Below are 18,452 nucleotides of genomic sequence, written 5' to 3'. Positions count from 1 at the left end.
GATCAGGGCAGGTCTGCTGGTAACAGCAGCCGGAGGTCGTGCACGGTGGGTGCGCCGGTTCCGCTGAGCCTGCCTGCCTGGCGGGTCATCATGGTTTCCAGGACCTGCCGGGCGTAGCGGGCGTTGCCGAAGGTCTCATCGCGCGGCACGGCGGCGAAGTGCTCGCGGACCGCGGTGATCGTTTCCGGCGCGCATTCGTAGCCGTTGCCGCCTGCCATCCGGTGCACGATGGTGACCAGGTCGTCGGTGCTGTAGTTGGCGAATTCGATGTGCCGGGAGAACCGGGAGGCCAGGCCGGTGTTGGAGGCCAGGAAGGTGCGCATTTCGGCGGAGTAGCCGGCCACGATGACCACGGTGTCGTCGCGGTGGTCCTCCATCAGTTTGACCAGGGTGTCCACGGCTTCCTGGCCGAAGTCGCCGCCCGCGCCGCCGACCGGGGTGAGCGCGTATGCCTCGTCGATGAACAGCACGCCGCCGCGGGCGCTGGTGAAGGCTTCCCTGGTCAGGTGCGCGGTGTGGCCGATGTAGCGGCCGACCAGGTCGGCGCGGGCCACCTCGACCAGGTGGCCCTTGCGCAGCACGCCGAGCGCGGCGAGCAGTTCGCCGTAGAGCCGGGCGACGGTGGTCTTGCCGGTGCCGGGCGCGCCGGCGAAGACCAGGTGGTTGCTGATCGCGGGCACCGGCAGTCCGGCCTGCCGTCGTTGCCGGGCGGTGGCGATCAGGTTGACCAGGTCGTTGATCGCCTCCTTGACGCCGCCGAGGCCGATCATCGAGTCCAGTCGCTGACGGAGTCCGGCCAGGGTGGTCTCGTCGTCGGGGGCGCCGGGATCCGCGCCGCCGGGCACGTCGGCCGGTAGCAGCAGGGACAGGCTCTGGTCGTCCGCCTCGGTTTCGCCGGCGAGCCGGAAAGCCTGGCGGTCCACCATTTCCTCGAAGACCTTGCGCGCGGCGCGGCCGTTGCCGAAGTCCTCGCCGCGGGCCATCTGTCCAAAGTGGACGGACAGCGCGGTCTGGGTTTCCTCGGGCACCTGGTACTGGTGGGCGCCGCACATGCGGTGCACGATGGTGACGAGTTCCTCGGTGGTGTAGTTCTCGAACTCGATGGTGCGGGTGAACCGGGAGGCCAGGCCGGGGTTGGACTGCAGGAAGGCGTCCATCTCCCGCTGGTAGCCGGCGGCGACCACGACCAGGTCGTCGCGGTGGTCCTCCATCAGTTTGACCAGGGTGTCCACGGCTTCCCGGCCGAAGTCGGGGCCGCTGCCCTTGCCCTGCGCGGTGAGCGTGTACGCCTCGTCGATGAACAGCACGCCGCCGAGGGCCTTGGTGAAGGTCTCGGTGGTCTTGATCGCGGTGCCGCCGACGATCTGCGCGACCAGGTCGGCGCGGGCCACCTCGACCAGGTGGCCTTCGCGCAGCACACCGAGTTCGGCCAGGATGCTGCCGTAGAGCCGGGCCACCGTGGTCTTGCCGGTGCCGGGCGGTCCGGCGAAGATCAGGTGCCGGCTGGTGGGTGGCGCGATCAGACCGGCTTCCTGGCGGCGGCGGGCCATTTTGTTGAGGTTCACCAGGGTTTTCACCTGGTGCTTGACCGCGGTGAGGCCGACCAGCGCCTCCAGTTTGGCCAGCGGCGCGTCCTCGTCGGGCTCGGCCTGCTGGGTTTGCTGGGCGGGGGCGGGTTCGGCGGTGGTGGTGGCGGTGCTGCCGTCGGTGTCCGGGGTGCGGTTTCCGGTGCTGGTCAGGTTTTCCACGGACAGCCGGGTGGCGGGCACGGTGACCCGCAGGCCGCTGCCGGTGTTGTCGGTGGTGGTGCAGTCCAGCAGGCTGACCGCGTCGGCGGAGTCGATTCGCACGCCGTCCCGGCCGTTGCCGCTGAGGTCGTCGGCGGTCAGTTTCGCCCGTGCCCCAGCGGAAACGTGCACGCCGTGGCCGGTGCAGCGGCGGACCGAGGAGCGGGACAGCACGAGTTCGCCGCCGTCAGCGACCAGCACACCGTCCGAAGTGGACTCGCCGATCTCGCAGTCCCGCAACGATCCCACGCCGCCGGGTCCGATCAGCACGCCCGGACCGGTGGACTGGTGCACTCTCAGGGAGCTGACGTACGGGCTGCCGCCCTCGGACACGCTCAGCCCGGCCGCGCCGGATTCCCGGATCTCGCAGTCCTCCAGGCGGCCGCGGCCGTTGCCGGTGACCTCGATCCCGTTGCCCCGGCAGCCTTCCAGGGTGGCGCGGCGCAGCAGCGGGTTGGCCGCGGCGGCCACCTGCACGCCGTGCCCGGCGGTGTCCCGGATCTCCAGCCGGTCGAACTCGGCGGTCGCGCCGTCGGTGACCAGCAGGCCCACCGATGTGCCGCCGCGCACGGTGGTGCGGGTGAAGGACGGGCCGCTGGCCTCGTCGACCTGGATGCCCGCGCCGCCCGCTTCGGCGACCTCGCATTCCTCGAAGGAGCCGCGGGAACGGCCGGTGACCCGGATGCCCGCGCCGCCGGTGCGGGTGGTGCGGCAGCGGCGCAGCACCGGGTCCGCGCCGTCGGCCACGGTGATGCCGTCGCCGGTGGTGCTGGTGATCCGGCATTCCTCCAGCACCGGTGAGGCGTGCGTGCTGATGAACACGCCGCTGGCGGTGTCCCGCACGGTGGTGTCCAGGACCCGGGTGGCGCTGTCTTCTTCCAGGGCGATGCCGGGGCGTTCGGTGGCCGAGATGTCGCAGTGCTGAATGGTGCCCTGGGCCTGGCCGTTGGCGCAGACGCCGTTTCCCTTGGCGTGCCGCAGGGTGCAGTCGCGCACCACCGGGTTGCCGCGTTCGGCGATCACCACGGCGGAGGTGTGCACGTGCTCGATGACGCAGTCCTCGATGGTGCTGGGCGCGGGCGAGGTGACCACGATCCCGGCGCCGACGGGGTTGGTCACCCGGCAGCCGCGCATGGCCAGGGAGCCGGAGTTGCGGGCGAGCACCGCGGTCCAGGCGGCGCCGATGATCTCGCAGTCCTCCACCGCGGCCTGGCCGCGGGCGATGTCCACCGCGGGCAGTTCCGCGTGCTGACCGCGCAGCACCAGTCCGGTGAGCTTGACCGCCTCGGCGGCCAGGCGCAGCACGCTGCCCTGCCTGGCCACCACCTCCACGCTGCCGCGGGCGTCGCTGGCCGCGATGGTGACCACCTTGGTGACTTCCAGGGACTCGTCGTAACGGCCGGGCAGCACGGAGATCACCGTGCCGTTGCGGGCGTCCAGCAACGCGGCGGAAATGGTGCGATAGCCGCTGTCCCGGTCCACCGTGAGCACGTGCCGTGACACGGGCGCTCCCCTCATCGTCGGTCCTCCGCATCGGGCAACGCAGTGGGGGGCGGATTGGGTTCACTGCTCCTCGGTCCTGCTGGTGGTTCTGCGTGTTCGGGGGTTGGCGGGGCGTGGTGGACTGGCCCGATGAGGCGACAGCTCGCAGTGGCCTGCGCGACCTTCGCGCTGGCCGCGAACGGCGGCGTGGCGGCCGCGCAGGACACCGTTCTCCCGCAGATCCCGCAGGTGTTGCGGGCCGGTCAGCCGTGCACCGGTCCCTCCGGCAAGAAGATCACCGAGACGCCGTGGCAGTTGCCGTACCTGGGCGCGGACCGGTTGTGGCCGTTGAGCACCGGGGCCGGGGTGACCGTGGCGGTGGTGGACACCGGGGTGGACGCGACCGCGGTGCCGGTGGAGGCGCTGGGGGACGCGGGCAAGGACTGTGTGGGGCACGGCACAGTGGTGGCCAGTCTGATCGGCGCGCCGGTGCGGGACGGTGTCCGGTTCGCCGGGCTGGCGCCGGGTGCGCGGGTGCTCGCGGTGCGCGGCACGGACAAGTCCGGCGCGCCGAGTGCGGGCGGGATCGCGGGGGCGATCGACGCGGCGGTGGCGGCGGGTGCGCGGATCATCTGCGTCGCGGTGGGGGTCGCGGAGGCGGATCCGGGGCTGGGTAAGGCGATCGAGCGTGCCCTGGCTGCCGGGGCCTTGGTGGTGGCGGCGGCCGGTCCGGACAGCTTGCCGAACAAGAAGGTGGAGCCGGGGCCGTACTACCCGGCCGGATTTCCCGGTGTGCTCGCGGTGAGCGCGTTCGGACCGGACGGGAAGGCCGCGGCGAGCGTGCCAGGATCCCTTGCCGCGCCGGGGAATCTGGTGGTGGGCACCGGGCCGGGTGGTGGTCAGGTGGTCGGGTCGGGACCGGCGTTCGCCGCCGCGCACGTGGCGGCCGCGGCGGCGCTGATCCGCGCCTACCGGCCGGAGATCACCGGTGCTGAGCTGGCGAAGCGGTTGCGGGACACCGCGTATCGGCAGCCGGGTCTGGCCGTGCTCGATCCTCTGGCGGCGGTGACCGCGAACCGGGCCGAGGCCCCGGTGACCGCGCGCCGTGAGCCGGTCGCGCTGGCGGCGGTGCCGGACACCGTTGGCGCGCAACGCTCGGCGCTGGTGGTGGCCGGGATCGTGGCCCTCACGGTGTGCCTGCTGGGCGCGGTGGCCGTGGTGCTGCCGCTGGGCCGCCGCCGCGGCTGGCGCGGCGGCGGCCGGTGATCACTTCGCGCTGAGCGCGGCCTCGTGCGCCGACAGCGCGGTCTGCACCAGGGTGGTCCCGCGCCGGGTGGCGTACTGCGCCCGGCCCGGGATCAGCGTGCGCGGCCGGACATCGCCGAAGACCATGCCCTCGGAGTTGGGGCAGGACAACAGCAACACCGGGGTGTTGACCTCGACCAGGCGGCGCAGCAACGGATCGTTCGCGCCCCGGCCGACGCCGTTGGCGCCGCGGGCCACCACCAGGTGCAGGCCGAGCGCGTTGCCCTGGGCCAGTGCGTCGAACAGCGGCTGGAAGGCGTTGCCCGAGGACGTGGTGACCATGTCGTAGTCGTCGATCACCACGAACACCTGCGGACCGCTCCACCAGTCCCTGGCGCGCAGTCGCGCGGGTGAGATGTCCGGGCCGGGCAACCGGGTCTGCACCGCGCGGGCCACCCCGTCGATGAGTTCGCGCACCGAGTCCGCGGCCACCGCGTAGCCGAGCTGATGCTCCTCGGGCACCGCCTCGTAGAGGCCCCGCCGGTAGTCCACGGTGATGATCCGGGCTTCCTGCGGGGTGTAGCGGCGGGTGATGCCGTCGATGATCAGGCGCAGCAGGTTGGTCTTGCCGGTCTCCACATCGCCGACCACCAGCAGGTGCGGGGTGTCGGCGAAATCGTGCCAGAGCGGTTCCAGTTTCTGGTCGTCCAGGCCGAGTGGGATGCGCACGTCCTGTTCGGGCGCGGGCAGTTCCGCGTGCGCCAGCACCGGCGGCAGCATCCGCACCGGCGGCGCGCCGGGTCCGGTCCAGGCGGTGGCGATCCGGTCGACCAGGGTGGCCACGTGGTCGGTGACCTCGCCGTCCACCCCGTCCAGGGACGGGAGTGCGGTGCGGAAGTGCAGTTCCTTCTCGGTGAGGCCGCGGCCGGGGATCTTCGGCACGGTGGCCGCGGCGCGCATGTTGACCACCGAGTCGACCGGGTCGCCCAGGCGCAGTTCCAGTTGGGTGCCCACGAGATCGCGGACCGCGCTGGCGATCTCGCTCCACCGGCCGGAGGCGAGCATCAGGTGGATGCCGTAGTTGAGGCCGCGGGAGGCGAGTTCGGCGAAGGTGGGCAGCAGTTCCATGAAGTCCTGGCGGATGGTGGACCAGCCGTCCACCACCAGGAACACATCGCCGTGCCGTTCCTCGGGGAACTCGCCCGCGGCCCGCCTGCGCCGGTAGGTCGGCATGGAGTCGATCGCGTGGTCGGTGAAGAAGCGTTCCCGGCGGGCCAGCAATGCGGTGACCTCGCCGATGGTGCGGTGGATGCGGTCCAGGTCAAGGCGTCCGGTCACCCCGCCCACGTGCGGCAGGCGGCGCAGCCCGGACAGCGTGCCGCCGCCGAAGTCCAGGCAGTAGAACTGGATCTCGGCCGGGCTGTGCGTGAGGGCGAGGGCGGTGATCAGGGTGCGCAGGGTGGTGCTCTTGCCGCTCTGCGGCCCGCCCACCACGGCCACGTGCCCGCCCGCGCCGGACAGGTCGACCAGCAGTGGATCCCTGGTCTGCTCGAACGGCCGGTCCACCAAGCCGATCGGCACCCGCAGCTTGCCGCGATCCGGCCAGTCGGCGGCGCACAGGCCGTGTTCGAGGGTGATCTCCAAGGGGGGCAACAGTTCGTCCAGCGAGCTGGGCTCGTCCAGGGGTGGCAGCCACACCCGGTGCGCGGCCGGACCGCTGTCCCGCAACCGATCCACGGCCACCTCCAGGAGGCTGTGCGTGGAGACCTCCGGCTCCGGCGCGGGGGTGGGCTCGGGTTCGACCTCGCGGTGGGCGACGAACTGGGCGGTGAACGGCACGATCTGTTGCGCCACCACGGCTTGTTCGACGTTGCGGCGGGCGGTGCGGTGCGGGCCGGAGACGTAGGCGGCCTTGAACCGTTCCAGGGCGCCGACCCCGTTCTTGAGGAACCCGTTGCCCGGATCGGCGGGCAGTTGGTAGGCGTCGGGCACACCGAGCACGCCGCGGCTTTCCATGGCGGAGAAGGTGCGCAGGCCGATCCGGTAGGACAGGTGGGATTCGAGCTGGTGGATGCGGCTCTCGTCCAGGCGTTGCGAGGCCAGCAGCAGGTGCACGCCGAGTGAGCGGCCCAGCCGGCCGATCATGATGAACAGGTCCATGAAATCCCGGTGCGCGGCCAGCAGTTCGCTGAACTCGTCCACCACCACGAACAACGTGGGCAACGGGTCCAGTGGCGCGCCCGCGGCCCGCGCGCGTTCGTAGTCCAGGGCGGAACTGTGGTTGCCCGCCTTGCGCAGCAGTTCCTGGCGGCGCACCAGTTCACCGTGCAGGGCCTCGCGCATCCGGCCGACCAGCGCGGCCTCATCGGCCAGGTTGGTGATCACCGCGGAGGTGTGCGGCAGGTCGTCCAGGCCGAGGAAGGTGGCGCCGCCCTTGAAGTCCACCAGCACGAAGTTGAGGATCTCCGAGGAGTGGGTGAGCGCCAGGGCCAGGACCAGGGTGCGCAGCAGTTCGGACTTGCCGGACCCGGTCGCGCCGATCAGCATGCCGTGCGGGCCCATCCCGGCCTGCGCGGATTCCTTGATGTCCAGCTCGATCGGCGCGCCGTTCGCGCCGACACCCAGTGGCACCCGCAGTCGCCCGCCGGGACGCGGTGCGGCCCAGCCCGCAGCCACGTCGTGGGTCTGGATGTCCTTGATACCCAACAGGGTGGTCAGGTCGAAGTCGGCGGACAGGGGTTCGGCGGAGCGGCGCGGCGCGCCCATCCGGTACGGCGCGAGCCGCATCGCCAGTGCGGAGGCGGTGGCCAGGCCCAGCCCGTCCGGCCGGCCGAGATCGCCCGCCACCTCCTTGTTGTGCTGGTCGACGGTGATCAGCTTGAGCGTGCCGTCCTCGATCCGCAGCCGCAGCGTCTGGGGATCGTCCTGTTCGGACAGTGCGCCGGAGAGATCGAGCACCGTGGTGTTGCGGTAACCCGGCCCGGCCAGGCGGGCGGTGGGCGGCACCGGCACGCCGTCCACGAACACCAGCACACACGGCTCGCCGCGATCCGGCACCGCGTCCGGGTCGAAGGCCGGTCGGCTCGCGAACTCCTCGCCGAGCGCGGCGTCCAATTCGGACAGTGACGCCACCAGCAGCCGGGTGGCGCCCGCGCCGTCGGTCTCGTTCGGGTGCAGGTTGTGCGGCAACCACTTCACCCACTCCCAGTCCGCCCGGCGCTCCGGCGGGGTGAGCAGCACGATGCGCAGTTCGGCGGGGGAGTGGAACACCGCGAGCTGCGCGATCATCGCCCTGGCCAGCGCCCGGACGCGGTCCTCGTCACGCTGATCGGCCACTCGCAACAGGATCCGGGCGAAGGAGGGCAGGAACACCGCCACCGGCTGGTCGGCGACCGTGCCGTAGGCGTGGATGAACCGGCGCAGCGCGTGCGCGGACAGCGGTTCCAGATCGTCCACCGGCTTGGTGGACAACGGGTTCAGCCGCCAGGCCAGGCGTTGCGGACCCAGTGCGACCCGCACCTCGCCGAAATCCTCGTCCTGGGCGTCCCGCTCCCACATCCTGGTGGTGCCCGGCAGCGACCACAGCGCGGCCGGGTCCGGATGCCGCCAGGCGAGTGCTTCGCGTTGGCGCAGCACGACTTCGCGCACCTTGCGGCGGGACTGGGCCAGGTAGCGCAGGTAGTCCCGGCGGGCGTCGTTGAGTTTCTGTTTGCGTTCGCCCGCGCTGCGGCCCAGCTGGCCGATCAGCATGGCCATCGAGGACACCGTCATCAGCCCGGCGGCCAGGTAGCTGAAGGCGCCATTCTCCCCCGGCCGCACGAACAGCAGCACGGTCGCGGTGGAGGACAACGCCATCGGCAGGTACATCATGATCGCGCCCGCGCTGCGCTGGACCTCCGGCAGCGTGGGCGGTTCCTGGATGCTCAGCTCGCCCTCGGGCATCTCCGGTCCGGGCCTGCGCTGGCCCTTGCGGAACGTGATTACACTCAAGCCCGGATTCCTTCCCTAGCGGACGTGCTGTGGTGGCAGCTCCGCAACAGGTGACGAAATCCGACCACGCGACGGTTCACTCCGGTGCCGCGCGTTGGTCGCCGAAGAAAAGGCGTGTGCCATGGCGACCACTTCCGGGCTGTGCAAACTCCGGGTCCGGGCCCCCTCCACCGGCTTCGAGCTGGCCGTGCCGGGGGACATCCCGCTGATCGAGATGATGCCGACCATCCTCGGCTACGCAGGTCCTGACCTGGCCGAAGCCGGCCTCGAACACGACGGCTGGACCCTGCAACGACTCGGCGAGCCGCCCCTGGACCAGGAGGCCACCGTCGACGCGCTCAACCTGCGCGACGGCGAGACCCTGTACCTGCGGCCGCGCCGCGAGCAGCTGCCGACCGTGCACTTCGACGACATCATCGACGGCCTCTCCACCGAGGCCCGCGACCGCGCCGACACCTGGAGCCCCGAGGCCAGCAGGTGGACCCTCCTGGGCGGGCTGCTCGCCGTGCTCACCCTCGGGTTCGGCGTGCTCGCCACCGCCCCGAACACCTGGCAGACCCTGCTGGCCACCGGCCTGGCCGCGGTGTTCCTGCTGGTGTGCGCGGCCACCGCGGCCCGCGCCCTGGGCGACCAGCCCGCCGCGCTCGCCCTGTCCCTGGCCGCGGTCCCGTTCGTCGGGCTGGCCGGCTTCCTGATCCCGGACGGGCCCGAGGGCGCGGTGCTCACCGGGGCCCGGATCCTGGCCGCCTGCGTGGCCGGAGCAGGCGCCGCCGCGCTGGGCCTGGCCGCGGTGGCCGGGTCCGCGCCGGTGTTCGTCTCGGTCGCCACCGCCGGTCTGCTGTGCGCCACCGGCGGGCTGGTGATGATGCTCACCGGCGCCAGTGCGGCCGCCTCGGCCACCGTGATCGCGGTGCTCGCCGTGCTGCTCGGCGCGTTCGTGCCCAGGGTCGCCTTCCGGCTGTCCGGACTGCGGCTGCCCGCCTTGCCCACCAACGCCCAGGAGTTGCAGGAGGACCTCGAACCGCACGCCGGGGACGAGGTGGTGGCCAAGGGCCGGATCGCCGACGCCTACGTCACCGCCCTGTTCGCCGCGGTCGGCGCGGCCTGCGCGGTGGTGCTCACCTTCGTGGTGCGCGATCCGTCCTGGCAGGCCACCACGTTCGCCGCGGTGCTCAGCGCGTTGCTGCTGGTGCACGGCCGGGCGCTGGGCAGTGTGTGGCAGCGGCTGTCCGTGCTGGTTCCCGGCGGGTACGGCGTGCTGTGGCTGCTGCTGGCCATGCACGAACGCGCGCCGAAACCCCTGGCGCTGGTGATCGGGTTGTTCGTGCTGGCCGCGGTGCTGATCGTGGTCCGCTGGACGTTGCCCGGCCGCAGGCTGCTGCCGCAGTGGGGACGACTCGCCGACATCGCGGAGAGCGTGGCCGCGTTCTCCCTGCTGCCACTGGGATTGTGGCTGCTCGGCCTGTTCGCGTACATGCGCGGGATCGGGGGCTGAGCCGTGAACTCCAAGACCGACCAGGTCCAGGCACACCGGTTCATGATGGGCCGGCTGTCCTCCGCACTGCTGCGGGTGGACCCGGACGCGCCGGAAAGCCCACTGCACCGCACCTACCGCGGCAGCACCATCGGCGGGCTCATCGCCACCCTGGTCTGCCTCGGCCTGCTGGTGTTCGGCCTGATCTCCCCGGGCGGCAACACCTCCTGGAAGGTGGAGGGCGCGCTGGTGGTCTCCGACACCACCGGCGCCCGATTCCTCTACGCGGGCGGGAAACTGCTGCCAGTGCTCAACCTCGCCTCGGCCAGACTCGTCGCCGGGGATCGCCTGGTGGTCAAACACGTGGCCGACGCCTCCCTGCGCGAGGTACCCAGGGGCGAGGCGCTGGGCATCATCGGCGCGCCCGACGCACTGCCCGCGGCCGCCGCGGACCCGTGGGAGGTGTGCGCGGCGGTCGGCCGGGACCAGGCTGGCAGCACCGCGTTGCGGATCGGCGGCGGCTCCGGTCGCGCGCTCGGACCCGACGACGCCGTGGTGGTGGTCACCCCGGACGGCGTGACCTCCTTGCTGTGGCAGGGCAGGCGGCACCGGGTCGCCACGAACCGGGGCGCCCTGGACGCCCTGGACGGCATGCCGCAGCCGGTCAAGGCCCCCGCCGCACTCCTGGACGCACTGCCGGTCGGCCCGGACTTCGCACCGCGGACCCTGGCCGGACTCGGCGCGCCCGGACCGGCACTGGGCGCGGTGGACTCGCGGATCGGCCGGTTGTTCGCCGTCGCCGGCGAACCATCCCAGCGGTATGTGCTCACCGGCACCGGACTCGCGCCGATCTCCGAGCTGGAAGCCCGGTTGCTGACCGCCGATCCCGAACTCCGCCGGGCCGCCTACGGTGGCGGCGAAGTGCTGGTGACCCCGCTGCCCGGCCGCCTGGTCAGCGAGAATCTGGCCAAGGCCGAACCACCGCCGCCCGTGAAACCACCGCGCGCCACGACCCTCCACAGTGGACAGAGCCTGTGCGCGCTGGTTACGCCGGATGGCGGCACCCCGCGCACCCAGCTCACCGTGTCCGACCAGGTCGCCGCCGTCGGCGCGCCGCCACTGGCCCAGCCCGGGATCGCGCCGCCGTGCGCGCGGGTGGACCGGATCACGGTGCGGCCGGGGACCGGGGCGCTGGTGAAGGCCACCGCCGCCTCCGGGCGGCTCGGCGACGCGCTGTACCTGGTGACCGACACCGGCGTGAAGTACCCGGTGCCGCCCGAAGGCGCCAAGGCCCTCGGCTACGGCGCCACCGCCGCCATCGGACTCTCCACCAGCCTGCTGGCGTTGCTGCCGACCGGGGCGGCACTAGACCCGGCCGTGCTGCGTGGTGGCGGCACCGTGCTGCCCGCGGCGACCGCCTGCACTTCCTGACCGGCGGAACCGCGGGCGGTTTCTGCCGGTGGTTCAGCATGGTCCGCCCGCCCCCGAGTTGATGTCCTGGGGGCGGAGCGCACCACGGGAAAGGACCACCGGATGAGCACGCCGCAGTTCCAGAAGACCGACACCGGCATGAAGGGTGGCTACCAGGCCATCCAGAGCTGCCTCGACACCTGCCGCAGCATCGGCGGCAACGTCGCCAACATCTCCACCGACCTGGGCGGGAACTGGCAGGGCCAGGCGTCCCAGACCTTCCTGGCCAACCTGCGGGCCTGGATGGAGGACTACAACCGGATCATCAACTCCCTGGACGAGATCGGCGAACTGGTCGGCATCAGCGACCAGCAGATGAACGACGTCGAAGCCGACATCACCCTGCTCTCCCAGGGCGCCTTCACCGGCGGCGAGGGCGACCGCGTCTTCAAGTCCCTCATCTCCTGACCACCGCACCCCAGCAGAGGAGCACTCAGCATGTTCGACGGATTCTCGGTCGGCAGCGGCATTCCGCACATGGCCGACCAGATGCAGGCCCAGACCAAGGCGATCATGGACGCGCTGGAGGAGCTGCGCACCCGGATCAAGCCGATGGCCGAGACCTGGACCGGTGACGCGGCAGGCATGTGGGCCCAGGTGCAGTCGACCTGGACCGGCGCCACCAACGACATGCAGCAGCGCTTCGGCAAGGCCCAGGTGACGCTGAACCAGTCCTACGACAACTACCGGCGCACCGACGCCAACATCGCGGGCAAGTTCACCGGACTGTAAGCCGGATCTGGCGCTGGGAAAGGGAAAAAGGGCATGGGTGACATCACGATCACCGTCGCGCGGTTGCAGCAGTTCCAGGCCAAGGTGCTGCAGCCGATGGTCAACGACCTGGCAGGCAACGAGCACGTGCGGGAACTGTCCTATGTGCTCGATGAGAAGACCCGCAGCCTGCTCGCGGGCTCGGAGACCTTCCAGCCGGCCAAGGTGCTGATGGACCGGTACGAATCGGCCACCGGCACCGCGCCCACGCTGCACGCCCAGTTCCAGTCGCTGCGGACCTCGCTGGAAACGCTCAACCGCAACATCACCTCGGTGGTGAAGATCGCCGAGAGCGGCGAGGACGAGAACATCAAGCTGTCCACCGAACTGAGCGCGTACCAGCTCAGCGTGGTCCTCGGCGGCAAACCCGCCACCGGCGGGAGCTGACTCCCATGCCCGACGAAGCCCCGCTGGGTCCGGTGGACTGGTCGAAGTGGTCCTGGGAACAGGCGCTCAACATCTTCCAGGACGGCGCCACCTACCCCGTCGTGCCCAACCGGCAGACTGTGGCCGGCGCGAAGTGGCTCAAGTGGGACGTGTGGAGCGCGGTCAACGGCGAGCTGGGCAAGAGCGGCGACAAGCACGAGTACTACGTCAAGTACGCCACGAACTGGATGAACTACTGGGCCGTGGCCGACACCGACTCCGAAGCCCTCACCAAGCCGATGAACGACTTCTACGGCAACATGCGCAAGATCGTGGACTCGCTGCGGGCCGGGGTGAACACGGTGGCGCAGCCGGAGACGTTCAACCGGGCCTACCGCACCCTCAACGGCGCCAAGGATCTGCTGAACAAGCACGCGGTCACACTGAAGGCCGAGCAGAAAACGATCGGGAACAAGGGCGACGACCTGCAGGGCTCGGGTGCCATGGCGCTGCGGAAGTTCCTGGGCGACCTGGTGTTCCAGTGCGAGGACGTGGTGCGCCAGCTCGGCGTGGCCGACGGGCACGCGTGGAACGCGCTGGTCGATGCCCAGGGGCGGCTGGACAATCCGGCCACGACCGAGATCAACGAGGCCAAGGGCGGCCTGCTGGTGGCGATCGACAAGATCTCCACCGCCTACACCGACTGGTTCTCCGACAAGGTGGTCAGCTACGACACCGGGATCTTCGGGTGGGTCAGCAGCACCGGCAAGGCGCTGGCCTGGCCGGGTGGCGCGTTCACCGCGATCTGGACCTGCGAGCAGTTCCGCCAGGACCTCAAGGCCAACGAGCCCTCGGGGTCCTCCTGGTGGAGCGGCGGTGAGCAGTTCCCGCGCAGCAGCAAGATCGGCGCGGACGCGCGCAGCGCCGCGTTCTGGACCACCCTGGAGGAACTGGCCAAGAACCTGTGGCTGGAACATCTGCGGACGGTGCTGGACGGACCGGCTTCGCAGGCGGTGCAATCCCTGGGCGCCAGCTACAACACCGCGGCGGCCTACCTGCCGACCATCGTCACCCCGGTGCGGCTGGACCTGAGCAACCCCAAGCCGCCGCCCCCACCCGGTGGTGGGCCACCGCCCCCGCCACCACCGGGTGGCAAGGCGCCGCCCACCCCGCCGCCGGGCAAGGGACCGCCGAAGCCGCCGCCCGGCAGCGCGGGACCCAAGGGGCCCAAGGACAACAAGGGCAACGGCCCGCCGCCACCCATCCCCAAGCCCGGCTCGCAGGGGCCGGGAACGGGCAAGAAGGATCCGCTCAACCCCAACGGCCCCAACGGTCCGAACGGCCCCAACCGGCCGGGCCCGGACTCGGTGCTCAAGGTTCCCGGCAAGTCCACCGTCGGCCCCGACGGCGTGGTGCGCGGCCCGGATGGCAAGCCGCTGCTGGACGCCTTCGGGCGGCCGCTGATCGTGCCGCCAGGGTCCCGGATCAACTCCGACGGCGAGATCGTCGGCCGCAACGGGAACAAGCTCACCGAGAAGGACCGGCTGTCCCGCCCGGACACCACCGCGCCGGGCGACAAACCCGCCGAGTCCGACCTGGACAAGTACCTGAATTCCCTGCGTGGCAACAACACCCCTGCTCCACCGACCCTGCTCTCCAACACGCCACCACCGCCGTCGGTGACGCCGAGGGGACCACTGGGACTCCACAGTGGAGGGTCCAGTTCCGGGCCCTCGCTGGGTTCGGGCGGCGGTCAGCATCAGCCGCAGGGCGCAGCTCCACCGCCCGCACCAAAAACCGTGACGACCGAGGGTGGGCCGTCGCTGCTCAAGTCCCCGCCGGGCACTGGTGGCCAGGGCAACGGGCTGGGCGGCGTGCCGTTCTACCCGCCCACCGCTGGCGGTCCGGGCGCGGGCGCGCCCGATCAGAACAAGGGTGAACGCGACCGGTCGACCTGGCTGGCCGAGGACGAGAAGACCTGGGGCACCGACCCCCAGTTGATGCCCGCGGTGCTGGGCCGCCGCAGGCGGGGCCGGGCCACCGCGGGCGGCCCCCGCAACCACGCACCGGGAGGATCCGATGGCCGACTGGCTGGCGGCACAACTGCACCAGGCCATGGACACGCTGAGGGAACAGCGTGACCGCATCGAGTCAGCAAAAGCCGAACTCGCGGCCCGGACGGCCTCGGCGACCTCCGCGGATCACCTGGTGACGGCGACCGTGGACGCGCGGAACGCGGTGGTGGGCCTGAAGTTCCACACCTCCAAGTACCGCACCATGCCACCCGAGCAGCTCTCCCGCACGCTGCTCGAAGTGCTGGACCGGGCCCGCGCGGAGATGGCCGAGGTGACCATGGAGGTCTTCGGGCCGCTGCTGGACCAGCGGGCCGACCTGCGTGCCGCGATGGCCGGGGAGACCCCGGCGGACGCCGCGTTCGCCGCGATCTGGGACGAGGCGCCGCCGGACGCCCTTGACCGCGGTCGGGGCTGATCGGCGTGCGCTGGGATGAGGCGATCAACGTCTTCAGCGACAACGGGGTCGCCACCAGCACCTACCCCAAGGTGCCGGAACGGGCCACCGTGATCGCGCCGCGCTGGCTGTCCTCGGACTGCTTCCGCCGGCCGCGCGGACCGGGAAACCACCTGCCCGGCAACATGTGGCACGTCGAGACGATGACCCTCTACACCTCCTACTACGGGGTCGCCGATCCGACCTCGGAGCTGGAACAGGTGATGAAACCGTTCTACGCCAACGGTTCCAAGATCCTGGACGCGCTGCTCTTCGACCACAGCACGGTGGCCAGCCGGGCCACCTTCGAGCGCGCGGGCACCGCGTTGAAGGGCGCGGCCGACTGGCTCACCACCCAGGTCACCCCGTTAAAGACCGAGCGCGACCAGGTCGGCAAACCCGGGGATCACTTCCAGGGCACGGGCGCCAACGCGTTCTGGAACGTGCTGGACGACCTGCGGTACCGGTGCGAGGACCTGGTGGTCCAGCTCAGCAAGCAACGCACGGCCTGGGACGCGCTCGGCGATGCCAAGGAGGCCCTGCGGCAGGCCACCGTGACACTCAACGGCGGCTACCACGAGTGGCTGGGCGAGAAGTCCTTCTCCTACGACACCGGACTGGGTTTCCGGGTCAGCGCCAACGGTTCCGCGCTGGCCTGGCCGGGTGGCGCGATCACCGCGATCTGGACCGCCCCGGAACTGGTGGCCGACTTCCGCGCGCACGGCCCACAGGACTACTACAAGGACCAGGAGAGCTACCCGACCAGCACCCTGCTCGGCGGCAAGGTCACCGAAGGCGGGATGTGGGAGCGGCTGGAGAACGCGGCCAAGAAGATCTGGGAGGCCCACCAGATCGCCACCCTGGACGTGGCGGCGACCAACGCGATCACCAAGCTGGACAAGGACTACCTGGCCGCGGCCGCGCACCTGCCCACCATCGTCACCCCGGTCCGGTTCGTGTTGCCGCCCGGACCAGGTCCCGGCCCCGAACCGGGACCTGGTCCGGGCCCCGGGCCGGACGGCGCGCCCGAGAGTGGCGGCGGGCAGAGCGAGATCGGCGGCGGCCACGTGCCACCGCCACCGCCGCCCAGCCTCGGCCCGAACCCCGGTCCGAAGGGGCCGACCAGCGTGATCAGCGGGCCCAACTCGATACTGAAGGTGCCTACTGGATCGCACGTCGGCACCGACGGCACCGTGTACGGGCCGGACGGAAAACCCGTGCTGGGCCCGGACGGCCGACCGATCATCGTGCCGCCCGGGTCCCGGGTCACCCCCAACGGCACCATCGTGGGACCACGCGGAAACGGCCGCCTGGAACAGAAGGACCGCATCCGTCAGCCCTTCCAGCCGCCGGGCGGCACCGGCCCGCAGACCGGCGGCCAGTCACCGGTGGAGCGCTACCTCCAGTCCCTGCGCCGCACCCCGCCGCCGCTGCCGCCACTGCGCCCACCGAACGCCGCGCTGCCGATGACCATGTCCAGCGCCGACCCGCTGTCCATCCACAGTGGACCTGGTCCGGCCGGTGGCGGCAAGGTCGGCCTGTCCCCGTCGGCCACCGCGCCGTTCACCGCCACCGGTGGCGGAAAGCCGGTGGTGCCAACCCTGGGCGGACCGTCCGGTGTGGACGGTCCGAAAGGGAACGCCGGGAACGGCGGCGTGCCCTTCCATCCGCCCACCGCGGGCGGACCCGGTGCGGGAGCACAGGACAAGGGCGAACGGGACCGGGACACCTGGCTGGCCGAGGACGAACAGACCTGGGGCACCGAGACCGCGGTGGCGCCGGGTGTGCTGGGCCGCCGCAAACGCCGGACCCGGTTCACCACCGGCACCCGGCTGGGCGCGCCGGCACTACCCGGCCCGCCGCAGGGCTTGGACGACCGGGCTGCCGGACACGGCACCGTGAACGGATGAGGAGCACAACGCCATGAGCAGCAACGGGATGAGCGCCGACCCGGACATGATCGCCTACGTCGGCAGCCAGTTCCGGCCGATCGCCCAGCACCTGTACCAGCTCGGCTATGGCAGCGAGGAACGGCTGGCCCTGCTGATCGCCGCCTGCGGGGACGACGACATGGGCCGGGAGATCCAGGGACAACTCCTGCCCACCGCCAAGATCATCGAAGAGGCGGGCGGCTCGATCGGCGCGGCGGTGGAGAACACCGGCAACGTGATGTCGGCGCTGGCCTTGCAGCTCAAGGCGATGGAGCGGAACAACGCGGCCAACATCGGCCACGGGTTCAAACGCTGACCAGACAGCTTCAGCACAGAGAGCGGGAATCAACCATGTCCACCGAGAGCCAGGCCGCCACCGGCGTCGCGGTCAGCACCCCGGAACCAGCACCCACCGCCCCGGCGGAGACCACCGTCGAGACCGCGCCGGTCACCGCCAAGGCCCAGGCGGCCGGGACAGTGCCGCCGGTGGTCGAAGGCGGCGCCGCGGTCAGCGGATCGACGCCCGGCAAGGTGTCCAAACCGGTGATCGTCGCCGCGGCGGTCGCGGGCGCCGTGCTGGTCGCGTTGCCGTTGAGCTTCAGCGGTCTGCTGGAGGACAACGGACCCAGTGTAGGCCCCACGCCCACCGGCTACGCCCAGGCTGGCCAGCCGGGCAACGGTTTTGTGCCGGGCGTGGCCGACCCCACGGTCGACAACGTCACCGGCTCCACCCTGGCCCAGCCGCCCCCGCCACCGCCGGGACCGCCCGCCACCGGCCAGCCCGGTCAACCGGAGCAGAAGTCCGGCGAGTCCGCCAACCCCGGAACCCCTGCCGCACCAGGCAATCCGCCCGCGGGCAACCCACCGCCGCCACCGCCCGCACCGCCGGGTCAGCAGCCGCACAAGGCGCAGGCGGCCACCTACGAGGGCATGGCCGGGCCGGGATGCGGTGGCAGCACCAGGTTTTCCGGAGTCGGCCTCTACCGTGACGGCAAGGCGGGCTGGGTTGATCAGGGCAACGGCGGCTGCGGCACCTCTTACGTGTCGGTGCCGATGTCAGGCGACCCGAACAAGGACGACAGCAGCGCGTACGGGCTGTGGACCTTCAACACCGGCCCGGTGACCACTGGCAACTGCACGGTTTTTGTGTTCGTGCCCAACGGGAACACCACCCAGGTCGGCGGCAGCCCGACCTCCTACCGGGTGTTCGACCGGTTCGAGATCGGCAAGGGCAGCCCGATCGGCAACTTCCAGGTCAACCAGGTCGCCCAGCGCGGCAAGTGGGTGCAGGTCGGCCAGTTCCGGGTCAACGGGGCCAAACTCGCGGTCCAGCTGCTCACCAGGGGCAAGGACTGGGACGGCTCCGGCAAGACCTACGCGCATCACGCCGCGGCGATGGTGAAGGCCCAGTGCCAGGCGTGACCACCG

Annotated in this window: 13 protein-coding genes; 11 read left to right on the top strand and 2 right to left on the bottom strand. The window is 71.4% G+C overall.

All coding sequences use genetic code 11. The features are described 5' to 3' along the window. Nucleotides 1-2 precede the first annotated feature (2 nt). Entirely contained in the window at nucleotides 3-3,290 is a 3,288-nt protein-coding gene (locus tag MZC64_RS19040) for a right-handed parallel beta-helix repeat-containing protein (RefSeq protein WP_247758075.1), read from the bottom strand. Nucleotides 3,291-3,419: 129 nt separating this feature from the next. Here MZC64_RS19040 and MZC64_RS19035 point away from each other — a divergent pair, with 129 nt between their 5' ends. Next, entirely contained in the window at nucleotides 3,420-4,535 is a 1,116-nt protein-coding gene (locus tag MZC64_RS19035; RefSeq protein WP_247758074.1) for a S8 family serine peptidase, read from the top strand. On the opposite strand, the gene eccCa is transcribed toward MZC64_RS19035, so the two are convergent. Next, on the bottom strand, nucleotides 4,536-8,504 hold the full coding sequence (eccCa, locus tag MZC64_RS19030; protein ID WP_247758073.1) for a type VII secretion protein EccCa: 3,969 nt from the start codon (nucleotides 8,502-8,504) through the stop codon (nucleotides 4,536-4,538). A 121-nt stretch (nucleotides 8,505-8,625) separates the two neighbouring features. Between eccCa and eccD the strand changes: the two genes are divergently transcribed. The 10 genes from eccD to MZC64_RS18980 all read left to right on the top strand — a co-directional run bounded on the left by eccD (nucleotide 8,626) and on the right by MZC64_RS18980 (nucleotide 18,446). Then, entirely contained in the window at nucleotides 8,626-9,999 is a 1,374-nt protein-coding gene (gene eccD, locus MZC64_RS19025; RefSeq protein ID WP_247758072.1) for a type VII secretion integral membrane protein EccD, read from the top strand. Nucleotides 10,000-10,002: 3 nt separating this feature from the next. Continuing rightward, on the top strand, nucleotides 10,003-11,409 hold the full coding sequence (gene eccB, locus MZC64_RS19020) for a type VII secretion protein EccB (protein WP_247758071.1): 1,407 nt from the start codon (nucleotides 10,003-10,005) through the stop codon (nucleotides 11,407-11,409). Nucleotides 11,410-11,511: 102 nt separating this feature from the next. Continuing rightward, a complete protein-coding gene (locus MZC64_RS19015; RefSeq protein WP_247758070.1) occupies nucleotides 11,512-11,856 on the top strand; it encodes a WXG100 family type VII secretion target in 345 nt (114 codons plus the stop codon). Between the two features lie 30 nt (nucleotides 11,857-11,886). Next, on the top strand, nucleotides 11,887-12,180 hold the full coding sequence (locus MZC64_RS19010) for a WXG100 family type VII secretion target (protein WP_247758069.1): 294 nt from the start codon (nucleotides 11,887-11,889) through the stop codon (nucleotides 12,178-12,180). 33 nt (nucleotides 12,181-12,213) lie between these two features. Beyond that, nucleotides 12,214-12,606, top strand: coding sequence for a hypothetical protein (locus MZC64_RS19005; protein WP_247758068.1), 393 nt, complete (start codon nucleotides 12,214-12,216; stop codon nucleotides 12,604-12,606). A gap of 5 nt (nucleotides 12,607-12,611) precedes the next feature. Further along, nucleotides 12,612-14,726, top strand: coding sequence for a hypothetical protein (locus MZC64_RS19000; protein ID WP_247758067.1), 2,115 nt, complete (start codon nucleotides 12,612-12,614; stop codon nucleotides 14,724-14,726). Beyond that, a complete protein-coding gene (locus MZC64_RS18995; RefSeq protein WP_247758066.1) occupies nucleotides 14,665-15,075 on the top strand; it encodes a YbaB/EbfC family nucleoid-associated protein in 411 nt (136 codons plus the stop codon). Before MZC64_RS19000 ends, MZC64_RS18995 begins: the two co-directional genes overlap by 62 nt. A gap of 5 nt (nucleotides 15,076-15,080) precedes the next feature. Then, entirely contained in the window at nucleotides 15,081-17,003 is a 1,923-nt protein-coding gene (locus tag MZC64_RS18990) for a hypothetical protein (protein ID WP_247758065.1), read from the top strand. A gap of 13 nt (nucleotides 17,004-17,016) precedes the next feature. Next, entirely contained in the window at nucleotides 17,017-17,340 is a 324-nt protein-coding gene (locus MZC64_RS18985; RefSeq protein WP_247758064.1) for a hypothetical protein, read from the top strand. Between the two features lie 35 nt (nucleotides 17,341-17,375). Next, nucleotides 17,376-18,446, top strand: coding sequence for a hypothetical protein (locus MZC64_RS18980; protein WP_247758297.1), 1,071 nt, complete (start codon nucleotides 17,376-17,378; stop codon nucleotides 18,444-18,446). Nucleotides 18,447-18,452: the final 6 nt, after the last annotated feature.

The organism is Crossiella sp. S99.2, from assembly GCF_023094165.1.
GTDB lineage: Bacteria > Actinomycetota > Actinomycetes > Mycobacteriales > Pseudonocardiaceae > Crossiella.
This window is presented reverse-complemented; position numbering and strand designations above follow the sequence as displayed.

Excerpts from the sequence above, each read along its gene's own strand:
- MZC64_RS19015 (WP_247758070.1), top strand. The coding sequence starts at position 11,512 with ATGAGCACGCCGCAGTTCCAGAAGACCGACACCGGCATGAAGGGTGGC.
- MZC64_RS18995 (WP_247758066.1), top strand. The coding sequence starts at position 14,665 with ATGGCCGACTGGCTGGCGGCACAACTGCACCAGGCCATGGACACGCTG.
- MZC64_RS18985 (WP_247758064.1), top strand. The coding sequence starts at position 17,017 with ATGAGCAGCAACGGGATGAGCGCCGACCCGGACATGATCGCCTACGTC.
- MZC64_RS19010 (WP_247758069.1), top strand. The coding sequence starts at position 11,887 with ATGTTCGACGGATTCTCGGTCGGCAGCGGCATTCCGCACATGGCCGAC.
- eccD (WP_247758072.1), top strand. The coding sequence starts at position 8,626 with ATGGCGACCACTTCCGGGCTGTGCAAACTCCGGGTCCGGGCCCCCTCC.
- MZC64_RS19000 (WP_247758067.1), top strand. The coding sequence starts at position 12,612 with ATGCCCGACGAAGCCCCGCTGGGTCCGGTGGACTGGTCGAAGTGGTCC.
- MZC64_RS19005 (WP_247758068.1), top strand. The coding sequence starts at position 12,214 with ATGGGTGACATCACGATCACCGTCGCGCGGTTGCAGCAGTTCCAGGCC.
- MZC64_RS18980 (WP_247758297.1), top strand. The coding sequence starts at position 17,376 with ATGTCCACCGAGAGCCAGGCCGCCACCGGCGTCGCGGTCAGCACCCCG.
- MZC64_RS19035 (WP_247758074.1), top strand. The coding sequence starts at position 3,420 with ATGAGGCGACAGCTCGCAGTGGCCTGCGCGACCTTCGCGCTGGCCGCG.